The following is a 13,660-nucleotide window of genomic DNA, read 5'->3' as shown; positions in this document are numbered from 1 at the left end:
CTAGCGAACGGGCTTGACCCTGATCGGCGGGATGCGCCGCAGGCAGGAGGTGTCGCCGAGCCGTTCGAGGCGGATGAAGCTTGTCACGATCGCTTTCGCGCAGCCTGTGGCGCCGAGCTCGGGTATGTGCCCGGTGTTGGGCACCGACAGGAAGCGGGCGCGAGGGAATTGCGCCGCGTTGCGCCTGCCGTTCTCGTCGGAGGTGTTGCTGTCGAGGTCGCCGGAGATCACGAGCGTGGGGACGTCGGGGAGCTTCCCGGTCAGCGTGTACGGCCGGGCCGTACCGTTCTTGGGCCAGGCGATACACAGGTCGCCGCCGTCGAGGGGGCTGGTGGCGAAGGCACGCGGGCTGAACGTGCCGAACTCGGCGGGGCGGGCGCGTTCCACGGAGCGGTGGAACTGCCGCCACCGCTCGCGCAGGGGTGTGTGCACCGACCACGGCCGGGCGTAGTCGTTGCAGACGACACTGGTGGCCTGCGCCTGGTCGTCCTCGTCGGTGGCGAGTTCCTCGAACACGCCGCCGATCTCCTTGACCAGCGGGCGGAAGTCGCCCCGGGCCGCGTGGTGGAGGCGGGCCGGCAGGCGGCCGAGCAGCGGCGCCTTGCCCGGAGTGCTGCCCACGGAATGGCTGGCCGGGAAGGTGAGCACGAGGGCCAGTGTGGACTCGGTGAGCGTGAGGGCGCGCGGCTTGCCGTCCACGGTGACGGTCATCGGACGTGGCTTGGCACGCAGCCGGGCGTTGACGGTCCGCAGGTCGGCGACGACGGCGTCGCCGTCGCAGGCGGCGGCGCGCTCGCAGATGCGCCGCAGGGTGAGGGAGATCGCCCTGGCGCTGGGCCCGCCCAGGGGGTCGAAGCCGACCGGGTAGGCGCCGGAGAACAGGATGGAGCGCACGGTTTCCGGGTGGCGTTCGGCGTAGATCGACATCAGGTAGGTGCCGTAGGAGACGCCGTAGAGGACGATCTGGTCGAGGCCGAGGCGGCGCCGTACCGCGTCGATGTCGTCGGCGGTCGCGGCCGAGGTGTAGCCCTCGGCGCGGGGGCCCAGGGTGGCGGCGCAGCGGGCGGCGGCGCGGTGCAGCTCGGGCCGGGTGAGCAGGGCGAGGCCGGTGAGGCCGCAGGTCAGCTTGCCGGACTGGCCCGTGCCGCGCGGGTCGATCAGCAGCAGGTCGTGGTCGGCGGCCAGCGGCTTGGTCAGCTTGGTGTATCCCTTCACGGACTCGATGGCGCCGCCGCCGGGTCCGCCCGGGTTGACGACGATGGTGTTCTTGGCGGGTTTCGACTCGTCCTTGCGGCGGATCAGGGCGTAGGCGACGTCGATGGTCCCCAGCGCCGGCTTGTCCGCCACCAGGGGTCGCGATTCGGTTCCGCATTCCACGCGGTGGCCGGCGACGGTGGGACACCAGGCGGGCGCGCTCTGCGCGGGGGAGGGCGATGACAGCACGGACAGAGCCGTGGTGATCGCCATGAGGGCGGAAATCAATGACGTTCCTGTCTTTCGCGAAAGCGGGTCAGCCGCAGAACAGCGAGTTGACCACCTTGAAGAGCTGCGCCGGCTCGGCGAACTTCGGGCTGGCCGTCGTCATGTTGAGCACGGCCCGGTGACGCCCGTCCAGCGTGGAGGCGACGTAGGTGGCGTAGCCGGAGATACCGCCGCTGTGCCCGTAGACGCGTTTGCCGCACGGCGTGGTGTACCGGAAGATCCCCAGGCCGGGCTCACCGTCGCCTTGGTCACCGGCCGGCGGGGCCGTGACGTCGAGCATCTCGCGCAGTTGGGCCGGCTTGAGCACCTTGCCGGACAACAGGCGCTCGATGAACCTGTCCAGGTCGGTGGTCGTGGACACCATCCCGCCCGCCGCGTTGGCGGCGGTGGTGTTGAGCCGGGTGATGTCCACGGGCTTGCCGTCGGCCCACTGGTAGCCGCGCGCGTGCGGCCGGGGCAGCCTCGTCTTGTCGCCGGGGTAGGAGGTGGCCCGCAGGCCGAGCGACCTGGTCGCCTCCTCGGCCCAGGGCTTGCCGGTCACCGCCTCGATGATCATGCCGAGCAGGTAGTAGTTGGCGTTGGAGTAGGAGTGCTTGGTGCCGGGCGGGAAGTCCCGGGGCGAGTCGTCGGAGAGCTTGACCAGCTCCTCGACCTCGACGTGGGTGTAGCGGTGCTTCAGCTCGCCGTCGGCCAGGTACTTGCTGTCGCTGGCGTCGGAGTTCAGGCCGCTGGTGTGCCGCAGCAGCATCCGCACCGTGATCTTGCCGCCGTCCTTGAGTACGCCGGGCAGGTAGGTGTCCACCGTGCCGTCGAGCCGGACCTTGCCCTCGCCGACGAGCCGCAGCGCTGCCGTGGCCACGATCATCTTGGTCACGCTGCCGATCCGGAAGTGCCCGTTCAACGGCATCGGCGCCTTCCTGCCCCACACCGCGGTCCCCGAACGCGCGGTCCACGTCCGCCCGTCCTGGACCACGCGCACGACCGCGCCCGCCTGGCTGAGCGCGGTCAGCTCGTCCAGGTTGCGCTGCACGACGGCCTTACGGCTGTCGGGCGCCGCCTGCGCGGGCGCCGAGGTCACCGTCACGGCTGCCGCCGCGGCCAGGATCGCGGTCAACGTCTTCTTCATGGGATTCGCCCTTCTCACACATCGGTACGGCGGCGCCGTCCGCGGCCCGCTCGTTCATGGGGATGGTTCGACCCTAGAAGCGCCTTTGACCGGGGAAATCGGCCCAGAGACCGATCCGGGACACAGTCGGCGGAAGGAGCCGGACGGGGCCGCGTGTCTTTGGATACGCGACCTAAGTCGGAGCTCGTCTAGGCTGGTGCCTCACATGACAACCCAGGTGTCGGCGTCCGTGTCCGCGCTGCGACGGTGGCTGACCGGGCATCCGCGCGCGGCCGACCTCCTCTTGGTCGGCACATTGATCGCCTTCGACGTGCTGGTCTGGGCCGACTACAGCACCGACGAAGGCCCACTGCGGCCCGCACTGATCGTGGCACAGGTGGCGCCGCTGCTCTGGCGGCGCACCCACCCCTGGACGGTCCTGGCTCTGGTGAGCATGTTGAGCCTGGTTCAGGGAGTGACCGCGCCACCGGACGATCACACCGGCGGACTGTTCGTGGCTTTCGCCGGATACGCCGTCGCCCGCCACGCCCGCCCGCCACTCAGCGCAGCGGCCGTTCCCCTCGTGGCCGCCACCATCCTGCTCCCCGACCTCATCCGGCCCTGGCTCGGTATGCCGCCGTCCACCGACGACCCGGGCTGGAGTGTCACGACCCTTCTGCTCCTGCTCACGGTCTCCGCGGGAGCGTGGTCGCTGGGGTTCGCGCACCGCCGTACCCACCTGTTCGCCCAGCGATTGCGCGCCGAACAGGAGCGCAGCACGAGGCGCGCGGTCGCGGCCGAACGCGCCCGCATCGCCCGCGACCTGCACGACCTGATCGCCCACCACGTCAGCGTCATCGCCATGCAGGCACGCTCCACCGCCGAGACCCTGCCGGAGGAACCCGGCCTCGCCGTGATCGGAACCTCGGCCGACACCGCCCTGACCGAGATGCGGAGGATGGTCGGCCTGCTGACCGACGAGCACGACGGCCCGCAACCGTCGCTGGCGCACCTCGACCGGCTCGCCGCCCCGGCCAGGGCCGCCGGATGCCAGGTGGAGATCACCGTACCCGGCCGCCTCGACGCCCCGGACGCCGTCCAGATCACCGCCTACCGCATCACCCAGGAGTCGCTCACCAACGTCCTCAAGCACGCTGGCGCCACCACCGTCGACCTCACACTTCGCCAAGCACCGGGAAGACTGACCGTCACCGTCACCAACGGCCCACCCTCGCGCCCCCGGCCTCCCGCCCCACCCGGCTCCGGGCTCGGCCTGATCGGCATGCGCGAACGCACCGCCCTCTTCGAGGGCACCTTCAGCGCAGGCCGTACGCCCGAGGGCGGCTGGTGCGTCGAAGCCGCCCTCACCTGGCAGGAGACATGACCCCGATCCGGCTGCTGATCGCCGACGACCAGGAACTCATCCGCGCCATCCTCAAGGCCACCCTCACCCGCCGCCCCGACTTCGCCGTCGCAGGCGAGGCCGCCGACGGCGAACAGGCCGTCGCCGCCGCCCTCGACCTGCGCCCCGACGTCATCCTCATGGACGTGCGCATGCCCGGCCTCACCGGCGTCGACGCCACCCGCCGCATCCTCACCGAGTGGCCACACCCCGAGCCCTGCCCCCGCGTGCTCATCCTGACCACCTTCGACCTCGACGAGTACGTCCACGACGCGCTGCGGGCCGGAGCCAGCGGCTTCATGCTCAAGAACGCCACCCCCGACCAGCTCGCCGAAGCCGTCCGCGTGATCGCCGCCGGCGAGTCCATGCTGGCTCCCACTGTCACGCGCCGCCTCATCGCCGCCTTCGCCGCGACCCCTCCGCCCTCTCCCCTGCATGCGCCGGAGGCTCTCGCCGCCCTTACCGAACGTGAACTCGACGTTCTGAAGCTGCTGGCACGCGGGCTGTCCAACGCTGAGATCGCCCAGGCGCTGAACCTGACGCAGACCGGGGTGAAAGGACGGGTCAACCGTCTTCTTGGGCGGCTCGGGCTGGCCAATCGTGTTCAGGCGGCGATCCTCGCTCAGGAACATGGCCTGATCACGCCGCCCGGGACGTGATCACGACTCTGTAGCCGTCATTGGGAAGGTGGAGCTTTTCCGGCTCCACCACACAACTCGAGTGACCTGCGGTTCGATCCTTAGCGTTACCACCCGGGCGTGACGTCGGGAGGAGGATGCTCATATCGCCCCCTGAACTGCGCGAACATGACAGATGGCGGCTGGTTGGGCGTCCTTACCGATAGGCCGTCTCCCCAAGAGCTCTCATCCGAGTCACTCTCGGGCATGTCTGTTCCTCTTCCGGCTGGGTGGCCCGCAGCGGAGTGATCACCTTCTCGGCGATGTCGATCTCGCGCGGTTCCTCTTGCAGGGCTTCCACCTGCTCGCGCACAGCTACCAGCCGCTCGTGCACAGATGCTCTGGCAGTGGCCAACTGCTCCAGCACAAAAAAATGCCATGCCCGACCTCCATATCCCGGCGTTGCGCAACCGACAGAAGGTCTGCGACCGCAAAGAGCCACAAGTTGCCTGCAAAACGTAACTGCAGATAGCGGTGCGGCCGCGTGAAGACACATCTGCAGCAGGCGCCTCACCGCGGAGGCGGCTCACACCCTGTGCATCTACAGCCCGTGCGGATGGCTCGACAGCCACTCCCCATGCGCGGCCTCAAGACGGTTTCTCGCCCCGGGGCTTTCAAGGACGCAATCGGCCCCGCCGTCGTAGGGATGGTAGACCTGGCTCATCTGCAGGTCGGTGACCAGGACACCGGCGACGACATCATCGGCCACGGCTCGCAGCAAAGGGTCGAGCGCTCCCGTGCGCCAGCTCTGCTGTGTCACGAGCAGATGCGAGTAGAAGGGGAACTCTTCGTCCTCTTTGTAGTCCGTCGCGGTCATCCACCGCTGCGCACCAGGATTCAAGGTGAGCGGCTCGGGATGCTCCAACGGCTCGACGAGCGCACTTTCACCGGTGCCAGCGACGGTGACCACGAGGACTTCCCGGCCGTCGAACAACTCCGTCAGCACGGTGTTGTGCCGCTGCAGGATGACGTCGTACTCGGCTGGCGTGTCCGCATACCGCTTGGACTGCGGGAGGCTGTGAAACCGAACCCAGCGTGAGCAGTAGTAGGCCTTCAGCTCGTGACCTATCGGCGGGCAGTCCGGCCATTTCTCTCGCCATCGGCGGCTCAGCTCCGGCTGGTCATCGTGGACGATGCGCCATGTCATCCGGTCAGCCTAGAGAGGTGATCGCCTAGGCTGCGACGGCATTTTCGAAGGCATCAGCGGGCGAAGAACGCGCCCCGCAGCCGCGAGTCAAGCTCAGGAAGCGATCTTTGACGCTCATGCATCGCTACTGCTCAGCCGTACTCGTGAACACCCCACCAGGGGCTGTTCTAGGAACGGCCGGACTGAAGTTGACGGAACCCCGGCTGATCGCTGAGATCGGGCGGGATTCCTTCGTTTCAGGAGATTCTCGAATCTGGTTCATCTGGATTTGTGCCTAGGGATGCGGCGGGGTGAGACGGTCTGATGCCTGCGCGCCGGTGCATAGGCGCGGTGAACGACCTGGTGGGCATGGTGAAGCTGACGGTGGGCCGGGTGGTGGGTTTTGCGGCTTATGGGCGGGTGGTGGCCTGCTCTGGTCTGCGGGTGGCGGGCCGTCGAAGGTCCCGGCTGGAGTCGGCGGGCGTGATCGGCCCGGCTCGGGACTGGTGGGTGTGGCGCCACTGATCGAGGAAGTGGTCGTCGGCAACCGTGACGGGCAGAGCGACCAGGATGGTCTGGGCGACGCGGCCGTGGGCGAGCCGAGGGGGCCGGCCGTTGATGCCTTCGGTGTTGGCGCGGACTTGTAGATGGCGCCGCCTGCGTTCTGCTTGAGGCGCAGCAAGTACGGCTCTCGCGCTGATGAGCGCGGTGAGTGGGGCACCGACGGCGGCGGTGTCCAGGCCGGTGGTGGTGCGGGCGAGCTTGTCGGGTGTCAGACCAGAGGATGCCGTCGCCAGTTAGGGTTGCCGAGCGAGCGCTGTCTCGAATGCCGTAAAGGAGACATGGATGGCAGTACTACGGGAGATCGTGTTCCGCTGTGAGCGGCCGGCGATGATGGCCCGCTTCTGGGCGCAAGCGCTGGACGGATACGAGATACGACCATACGACGACGCCGAGATCGAACGGCTCGCCAGTCTGGGCCGAACACCCGAGACCGACCTCAACGTGGCCGTCGACGGCCCCGGGCCGATCTTGTTCTTCAGCGAAGTTCCTGAGACCGGAAACCCCGGCAATCCCATCCATCTTGATCTCGTGGCAGCTGATCGGTCGGCTGAAGTCGAACGGTTGGTCTCCCAAGGCGGGTCGGTGGTGCGTGAGCTCGACGCCTGGACGATCATGCGAGATCCCGAGGGCAACGAGTTCTGCGTCGCTGACCCCCGCTGAGGTCACGCCGGTCTTTCACGGCCCTGGGAGGCTGCCGGGCATGACGAGAAGCACGAACCACGACGGCCCTGCCGGGAGCGCGGCCGGTGGCCGGGCGCCCGCGTCCGCTGCAGCCCGAGGAGTTCCCCGATAGCGGGTCTGTCGCGTCGCGATCTTCATGGCGCCGGTTCGCACCAGCAGTGACGGGAATGTTCTCAACGAGGGAGGGGTAGCAGTGAGAGACCAACTTCTCGGGGGCCGCTACCGGTTGGTGCGAGCGCTCGGCGAAGGTGGCATGGGGCAGGTGTGGGAGGCGCGAGACGAGACTCTGGGGCGTCCCGTCGCCGTCAAGGTGATCTCCCAGCTCGCCGGTGGCGGAAGTCGCGGCGATGAGGAACGCGCCAGGTTTCTGCGTGAGGCACGGATCACCGCCCGGTTACAGCATCCCAACACGGTGACCGTCCACGATCTCGGCGAGATCGGCACAGGGAACGACTGTGTCCCGTTCCTGGTGATGGAGATGGTCCGCGGCGAGAGCCTGGACGCGGTGTTGAAACGAGGCGCCGTCGCTCTGCCGAACGTGGCCCGGTGGGGCGCGCAGGTTTGCGAGGCGCTCGACGACGCGCACAAAGCCGGGATCATGCACCGGGACATCAAGCCGTCCAACATCTTCGTCACACCGTCCGGCGTCGTGAAGGTCCTCGATTTCGGCATCGCCAGGGCAGCCGATCCCATCGCGACCCGGGTCACCAGGACGGGCTTCATCGTGGGCACACCCGCGTACATGGCCCCCGAACAGGCACGCGGCTACCCGGAACCCAGCAGCGACCTGTACGCCCTGGGCTGCCTTCTCTTCGAGCTGATCACGGGGCGGCTGCCGTTCCAGGCCCCCGATGCCATGGGCTACCTCACCGCGCACTTCACCCAGCAGCCGCCGGCACCCAGCTCGGTGGCCGAGGGTGTCCCGCCCGACTGGGACGATCTCGTGCTGACTCTGCTCGACAAAGACCCTGCCCGGCGGTACCCGGACGCCGCTGCCCTCGCGCAGGCGCTGCGGCAACTCGACAGTGGCCCGTTGGGCCCGTTCCACATCTGGACGTTCGCCAGCAGGAGCCTGGACGTCTGGGGCGTCAGCACCGCAGACCATACGCGGATCGTCCAGCACAGTTGCCACGGTGGACCGAACCAGCAGTTCACCTTTCACCCGGTCGGTGATGGGCTGTACGAGATCAGGACGTTCGCCGGCAAGTGCCTGGACGTCTGGGGTGCCAGCACCGAGGACTTCACCCCGATCGTCCAGTACAGCCGCCACGGCGGGGAGAACCAGCGGTTCTCTCTCCACCCGGTCGGCCAGGGCCTGTTCGAGATCGGGACGTTCGCCGGCAAGCGGCTGGACGTCCTCGGAGCCCGCACCGACGACCACGCGCCGATCGTTCAGTACACCCGTCACGGTGGGCCGAACCAGCTTTTCCGCCTTGTGCTGGTCGGCTGGGAGAACCTGCCTGCGTAGCAAGCTGGTCGCCAGGTCTCGTGAAGCGGCCCTCAGGCGGGGACGGGCTCCTGGTCGGCGCCGTCAAAGGGTGGGTAGCTCTCGCCGGCCATCCGATCGGCGGCATCGATGTAGTCGGCAAGAGCGGCACGGGACTGGGCGAGCCTGTCCATCTGATCGTCCAGTCGCCGCAGCCGTGAGCGCATCGCGGCCACCAAATCGGGACATCCGAGCAGTTCCGGGGCCTCTCCCACCGCACAGGGCAGCAGGTACGCGATGTCCTCAGAGGACAGTCCGGCGCCGAGCAGGTGCCGGATCTGTTTCACCCGGAGCATGGCTGTCTCGTCGTACTCGCGGTAACCGTTCGTGCCGCGGTCTGCCTTCAGCAGGCCCTGGGCTTCGTAGTAGCGCAGCTGGTGGGCGTTCACTCCCGTCCGGCGGCTCAGTTCCCCGATCAGCATCGAATCCTCACTTGACCTTCATATCGGTATCAACGTTGACGATGCTCCCATGGACCGCAAGACCAATTCACCTGTGACAGTCATCGGACTCGGACTGATGGGCCGCGCACTCGCCGGCGCGTTCCTGAAGGCCGGGCATCCCACAACCGTGTGGAACCGTACGGTCTCCAAGGCCGACCAGCTGGTGGCCGAAGGTGCACGGCTGGCGCCGACGGTTGGCGACGCGCTCAAGGCGAGTCCCCTGGCGATCATCTGCGTCACCGATTACCAGGCCATGCGCGAGCTGTTCGATACGAGCGACATCGAGCCGGACGGCCCTATGTTGATCAACCTGACCTCGGGCGACTCGACCCAGGCCAGGGAAGCCGCCCGATGGGCCCAGCAGCGCGGCGCCCGTTACCTGGACGGTGCCATCATGGCCATCCCGTCGGCGATCGGGACCACTGAGGCGGTGATTCTGCACAGCGGGCCGCAGGCGGACTTCGAGGCGCACAAGTCGACGCTCGACGCGCTCGGTACCGTCGCCTACCTTGGCGCGGACCATGGGCTGGCCTCCCTGTACGACGTGGCCGGCCTCGCCATGATGTGGAGCGTCCTGAACGCCTGGCTCCAGGGTACGGCCCTGCTCAGGACGGCCGGGGTGGACGCCGCAACGTATGCGCCGTTCGCGCAGCAGATCGCCGCCGGTGTGGCCGGCTGGCTGCCTGGATATGCCGAGCAGATCGACAGCGGCTCCTTCCCCGCCGAGGTGTCGGCCCTGGAGACCGACGCACGGGCGATGGCACACCTCATCGAGGAGAGCGAGGCTGTGGGCGTCAACGCCGAACTGCCGAAGTTGATCAAGGCGATGGCCGACCGCTCGATCGCCGCCGGACACGGTGGGGAGCAGTATCCCGTCCTGATCGAGGAATTCGGCAAACCCCGCAACGACTGACCTCCCGCCACAGCCATGCCCCGCTTCGGGGCCCAGCTCAACTGATCAGGCTCAGGGATTGTTCGGGGGGATACCGGATGGTTCGGGGAGCGCGCTCCGACAGGCTGTCGATCATGGATGATCATGCGGTTCTCCTTGAAGAGGTGACCATGACCTACGGCAAGGGGGCAACCGAGGTGGCCGCGCTCCGGCAGGTCAGCGTCGCGTTTCCACGCGGCAGTTTCACCGCGGTGATGGGCCCGTCGGGGTCGGGCAAGAGCACACTGTTGCAGTGTGCCTCGGGGCTGGACCGGCCGGATTCGGGGGCGGTTCGCATCGCCGGGCGGGACATCACCCGCCTGAGGGAGAAGGCGTTGGCGGTGCTGCGCCGCGACCAGGTCGGCGTCATCTTCCAGGCGTTCAACCTGGTGCCGTCGCTGACCGCCTGGCAGAACGTGATCCTGCCCAGCAGCCTGGCCGGGCGGCGGCCCGACCCGTCCCGCGTGCGCGAGCTGCTGCACCGGGTCGGCCTGGCCGGCAGGGAGAGGCATCGCCCGGCGCAGTTGTCCGGTGGCCAGCAGCAGCGGGTGGCGATCGCCCGCGCCCTGCTCGGCAGGCCGGAGGTGTTGTTCGCCGACGAGCCGACGGGGGCGCTGGACCGCAGTGCCGGGCACGAGGTGCTGGCACTGCTGAGGGAAGCGGTCGACGCGTTCGGCCAGACGGTGGTCATGGTCACGCACGATCCGCAGGCGGCGGCCCAGTCCGACAGCGTGTTGTTCCTGACCGACGGGCAGATCGTGGACGTCCTGGACAGGCCCTCGGCCGACCGGATCGGCATGCGACTGGGCGGCCGCCGGTGACACTTCTCCTGGCCTGGAACAACGTCCGGACCGATCGAATGAGCTTCGCCGCGTCGTTCGCGGCGGTGCTCCTGGCCGTGATGCTGGTGGGCGGCAGCGGCATGGTGGTCGCCGGCGCCGGAGCCCGTGACGACCTGAGCGGCGTCGTAGGGTTGCTGGTGCTGTCGGCCATGGTGTCGGGGTTCGTGTCGGTCTTCGTGGTCGCGGGCATGCTGAGCCTGCACGTGCTGCGCCGGCGCAGGACCTGGGCGCTGCTCCGGTCGGTCGGCATGACACCTCGGCAGGTGCGCCGGCTCGTCACGGCGGAAGCGCTGGTGGTGGCCGTGCTGGCGAGTGCGGCGGGTTGCGTGCTGGCCGTGCCGTACGCCGCGGCGATGGCGGAGTTCATGCGGATGACCGGATTGGCGCCGACGAGCGTGCCGGTGGAGGTCACGTCGGGGCCGTTCATCCTGGCGCTGGTGGTCGGGTTGGCGGTGACGCTGCTGGCGGCCCGGGGCGCGGCACGCAAGGCGGTGCGCGTGGGACCGCTTGAGGTGCTGCGGGAGAGCGCGGCGCAGCGGCGGCTGCTGTCCTGGCCCAGGGCAGTCTCCGGAGCGGTGGCACTGGGCGGGGGGATCGCGCTGCTGTTCCTGGTGCCGCAGGTCAAGGCGGTGGCCGCAGTGCCGACCGGGCTGGGGGCGACGATGGCGCTCTGCGTGGGCGCGTCCGCACTGGGTCCCGTCGCGCTGCGAGGGATGGGCCGGCTGCTCGGAGCCGTGGCGGTCCGGCTCGACCCGGGCGCCGGGATGCTGGCCGGGTCCTCGCTGGTCGCCCAGCCACGCCGGGCGATGGCGGCCGCGTCCCCGGCGATGTTGACCGTCGCACTCGCCTGCACCTTCTTGTTCGCGGTGGCGACCGGCGACGCGGCGGCGGGCGTCACCCGCACGGGGCCGTCGGCGTGGGCGGCCCCGATGCTGGTGGGATCGGCGGTGGCCTACACCGTGATCTCGGTGCTCAACGCGACGGCCATGACGATGACCGAGCGAACCGAGGAGATTCGGCTGCTGCGCACCTTGGGGATCACTCCGCGGCAGCTCACCAGGATGGTGTGCTGGGAGACGTTGACCGTGACGTGCGCCGGGGCGCTGCTCGGAACCGGCATCGCCGCCGCATCGCTCACCGCGCTCGGCGAGGCCGCGACCGGCCGGCCGTGGTTCGCCTACTCCGTGCCACAGTACGCGGGGCTGGTGCTCGTCTGCGCCGTGAGCGGCCTGGCCGGAGCGCTGACCTCCACCCGGAAGGCACGGCACGGGTCGCTTCGGCACGATGGCTGACCGGCGCCCGTGACGGTGACCGGGGGAAGCCGGGAGCGGTCGCGGGTGAGCCGGTTCCGGTCCGGCGTCAGAGTCCGATGCCCTCGATGATCTTCGTGAGTTCGGGTACGAGAGGCTGGCTGGCCATCACGGTGACGACGACGCCCTTGCGCTCGACCCAGCCCGCATACCTGCCGTGGCCCAGCGCGCCGTCGCCCACCTGGGTGAGCACACGGCGCTCGCCGATCTTCACGGTCTTGGTGGTTCCGGAGAACGTCCCGAGGTCGAACGGCGCGTTCTTGAGCTGGGCCGTCGAGTTCGCCTGCGGCCAGCACACCACCCGGACCCACAGCGACCGGTGTCGGCGGTCGACCTCGCTGCGGTCGTCCGACCACTGGTAGCTGTACTCGGTGAGGCCGTTCTTCTTGTTGACGACGACCTGTCCGTTCGTGAAGCCCGTCGGAATGTAGGCGACCTTGACCCCCTTGATGGCCGTGGCACCCCTGGGCGGCTGGTCGCCCTTGGCGTCGCCCGATCGCTTCTCCTCGGCCTTGCTGGGCACCGGGCAGGCGGGGCGCTCTGCCGCCTGGACGGGGGACGCCACGAGAACCGCGACGACGGGCAACACGGACAGGGCGGCGAGCTTCTGGATCTTGTGCATGCTGGGTTGGATGCGACGAATGTGCGAAAGGTTCGGCAGACGTTCAGCGGCGGCGGATCTTGATGTCGCGCATGTCCGTCACCGCGATCTTCAGGATCTTGTACGGGTGCCCGTACGCGTCCAGCGCCGCCATGGCCCCGAGGGCAGCCTCGTCCTCGCCGTCGTCCGGTGCGGCAGGCACCTGGCAGCGGAAGGTGAAGGCGGTCACGTCCTGGTCATGGGTGAACGTCCCGGATTCGGGGTAGGCGGTGTCGCCCGCCGCGCGCACCGCAGCGCGGCCGTCCTCGCCGAGCCCCTGGAACTTGCCTCGGATCGTTACTCTGAACATGATCAGCCCCTTCGTACGGCGTAGGCGAGAAGGCGTTCACCGAACAGTTCCTCGACGCCGTCGAGGAGGTCCAGCACGGCGGCGGAGATCGTTTGGGGCGATTCGCCGAGCGTTGTCCGCCTGGCGACCTCGGCGTACACGAGTGAGTGCAGGCTTCCCAGGTGCCAGGCCACGACCCGCGGCAGCGGATCGTCCGGTGCCGCCTCGGTCTCCTCCGCCAGCGCCGAGGTGAGCACCGCTGTCATCTCACGGCCGAGGTCTTCCAGTCGGGCGGTCAGGGTGGGTGCGCCGCGCATCATCTGCAGCACCTGCCCGAACCCTTCGGTCAATCCGACGCTGCGATCGCATCTGCGCACCTCCTCCCGCAGACGGGTCAGGACGGCACCGGCCGCCGACTGCCCGATGGGCCGCTCCAGGACGATGTCGGCCAGCCGCCGCGCGGACGCCTCGTCCGGCGGCAGGACGAGATCCTCTTTGCAGGTGAAGTAGTTGTAGACGGTGTTGACCGACACCTCGGCGGCGGCCGCGACCTCGGTGATGGTGACCTGGTCGAATCCGCGTGCCACGAACAGTTCGACGGCGACGTCGGCGATCCGCCGCCGAGTCTGAAGCTTCTTCCGTTCTCGAAGTGACATATTTGGAGTCTATTGCAAATTTGGAG

General features: G+C 68.8%; 15 protein-coding genes. 8 read left to right on the top strand and 7 right to left on the bottom strand.

Annotated elements, in window-relative coordinates; translation table 11 throughout:
* Positions 1–1,347, bottom strand: a complete 1,347-nt coding sequence (locus ABD120_RS25980; protein WP_343952682.1) for an alpha/beta fold hydrolase — start codon at positions 1,345–1,347, stop codon at positions 1–3.
* 163 nt (positions 1,348–1,510) lie between these two features.
* The gene (locus ABD120_RS25975; protein WP_343952681.1) at positions 1,511–2,608 is read right to left on the bottom strand and encodes a serine hydrolase domain-containing protein; all 1,098 of its coding nucleotides are present in this window, start codon (positions 2,606–2,608) and stop codon (positions 1,511–1,513) included.
* Between the two features lie 205 nt (positions 2,609–2,813).
* Between ABD120_RS25975 and ABD120_RS25970 the strand changes: the two genes are divergently transcribed.
* Both ABD120_RS25970 and ABD120_RS25965 read left to right on the top strand, forming a co-directional pair.
* A complete protein-coding gene (locus ABD120_RS25970) occupies positions 2,814–3,971 on the top strand; it encodes a sensor histidine kinase (RefSeq protein WP_343952680.1) in 1,158 nt (385 codons plus the stop codon).
* On the top strand, positions 3,968–4,648 hold the full coding sequence (locus ABD120_RS25965) for a response regulator (protein WP_343952679.1): 681 nt from the start codon (positions 3,968–3,970) through the stop codon (positions 4,646–4,648). The genes ABD120_RS25970 and ABD120_RS25965 overlap by 4 nt, the downstream gene beginning before the upstream one ends.
* A 559-nt stretch (positions 4,649–5,207) precedes the next feature.
* Here ABD120_RS25965 and ABD120_RS25960 read toward each other — a convergent pair.
* The gene (locus ABD120_RS25960; RefSeq protein ID WP_343952678.1) at positions 5,208–5,813 is read right to left on the bottom strand and encodes a DUF3885 domain-containing protein; all 606 of its coding nucleotides are present in this window, start codon (positions 5,811–5,813) and stop codon (positions 5,208–5,210) included.
* A gap of 330 nt (positions 5,814–6,143) precedes the next feature.
* Here ABD120_RS25960 and ABD120_RS25955 point away from each other — a divergent pair, with 330 nt between their 5' ends.
* From ABD120_RS25955 to ABD120_RS25945, 3 genes are all read left to right on the top strand, one after another.
* Positions 6,144–6,317, top strand: a complete 174-nt coding sequence (locus ABD120_RS25955; RefSeq protein WP_343952677.1) for a hypothetical protein — start codon at positions 6,144–6,146, stop codon at positions 6,315–6,317.
* Positions 6,318–6,638: 321 nt separating this feature from the next.
* Positions 6,639–7,016, top strand: a complete 378-nt coding sequence (locus tag ABD120_RS25950) for a VOC family protein (protein WP_343952675.1) — start codon at positions 6,639–6,641, stop codon at positions 7,014–7,016.
* 157 nt (positions 7,017–7,173) lie between these two features.
* Positions 7,174–8,505: a serine/threonine protein kinase gene (locus ABD120_RS25945; protein ID WP_343952673.1), complete on the top strand. Its 1,332-nt coding sequence runs from the start codon at positions 7,174–7,176 to the stop codon at positions 8,503–8,505.
* Positions 8,506–8,537: 32 nt separating this feature from the next.
* Here the strand turns inward: ABD120_RS25945 and ABD120_RS25940 are convergent, their stop codons facing one another.
* Positions 8,538–8,945, bottom strand: coding sequence for a MerR family transcriptional regulator (locus tag ABD120_RS25940; protein ID WP_343952672.1), 408 nt, complete (start codon positions 8,943–8,945; stop codon positions 8,538–8,540).
* A gap of 49 nt (positions 8,946–8,994) precedes the next feature.
* Here ABD120_RS25940 and ABD120_RS25935 point away from each other — a divergent pair, with 49 nt between their 5' ends.
* The 3 genes from ABD120_RS25935 (at position 8,995) to ABD120_RS25925 (ending at position 12,031) form a co-directional block, all read left to right on the top strand.
* The gene (locus ABD120_RS25935) at positions 8,995–9,879 is read left to right on the top strand and encodes an NAD(P)-dependent oxidoreductase (RefSeq protein WP_343952671.1); all 885 of its coding nucleotides are present in this window, start codon (positions 8,995–8,997) and stop codon (positions 9,877–9,879) included.
* A 113-nt stretch (positions 9,880–9,992) separates the two neighbouring features.
* Positions 9,993–10,718 (top strand): ABC transporter ATP-binding protein, encoded by a 726-nt coding sequence (locus ABD120_RS25930; protein WP_343952670.1) that lies wholly within the window; start codon positions 9,993–9,995, stop codon positions 10,716–10,718.
* Positions 10,715–12,031: an FtsX-like permease family protein gene (locus ABD120_RS25925; RefSeq protein WP_343952669.1), complete on the top strand. Its 1,317-nt coding sequence runs from the start codon at positions 10,715–10,717 to the stop codon at positions 12,029–12,031. The genes ABD120_RS25930 and ABD120_RS25925 overlap by 4 nt, the downstream gene beginning before the upstream one ends.
* Positions 12,032–12,098: 67 nt before the next feature.
* Here ABD120_RS25925 and ABD120_RS25920 read toward each other — a convergent pair whose 3' ends face one another.
* From ABD120_RS25920 to ABD120_RS25910, 3 genes are read right to left on the bottom strand one after another with little or no spacing between them, the layout of a single operon-like run.
* The gene (locus tag ABD120_RS25920; protein ID WP_343952668.1) at positions 12,099–12,671 is read right to left on the bottom strand and encodes a hypothetical protein; all 573 of its coding nucleotides are present in this window, start codon (positions 12,669–12,671) and stop codon (positions 12,099–12,101) included.
* Between the two features lie 43 nt (positions 12,672–12,714).
* A complete protein-coding gene (locus ABD120_RS25915; RefSeq protein ID WP_343952667.1) occupies positions 12,715–12,999 on the bottom strand; it encodes a DUF6204 family protein in 285 nt (94 codons plus the stop codon).
* Positions 13,000–13,001: 2 nt separating this feature from the next.
* Positions 13,002–13,634, bottom strand: coding sequence for a TetR/AcrR family transcriptional regulator (locus ABD120_RS25910; protein ID WP_343952666.1), 633 nt, complete (start codon positions 13,632–13,634; stop codon positions 13,002–13,004).
* Positions 13,635–13,660: the final 26 nt, after the last annotated feature.

Origin of the sequence: Nonomuraea longicatena (assembly GCF_039525605.1) — a bacterium.
Taxonomy (GTDB): Bacteria; Actinomycetota; Actinomycetes; order Streptosporangiales; family Streptosporangiaceae; genus Nonomuraea; species Nonomuraea longicatena.
The sequence above is the reverse complement of the archived record's forward strand: the minus strand, read 5'-3'. Positions and strand labels throughout refer to the sequence as shown.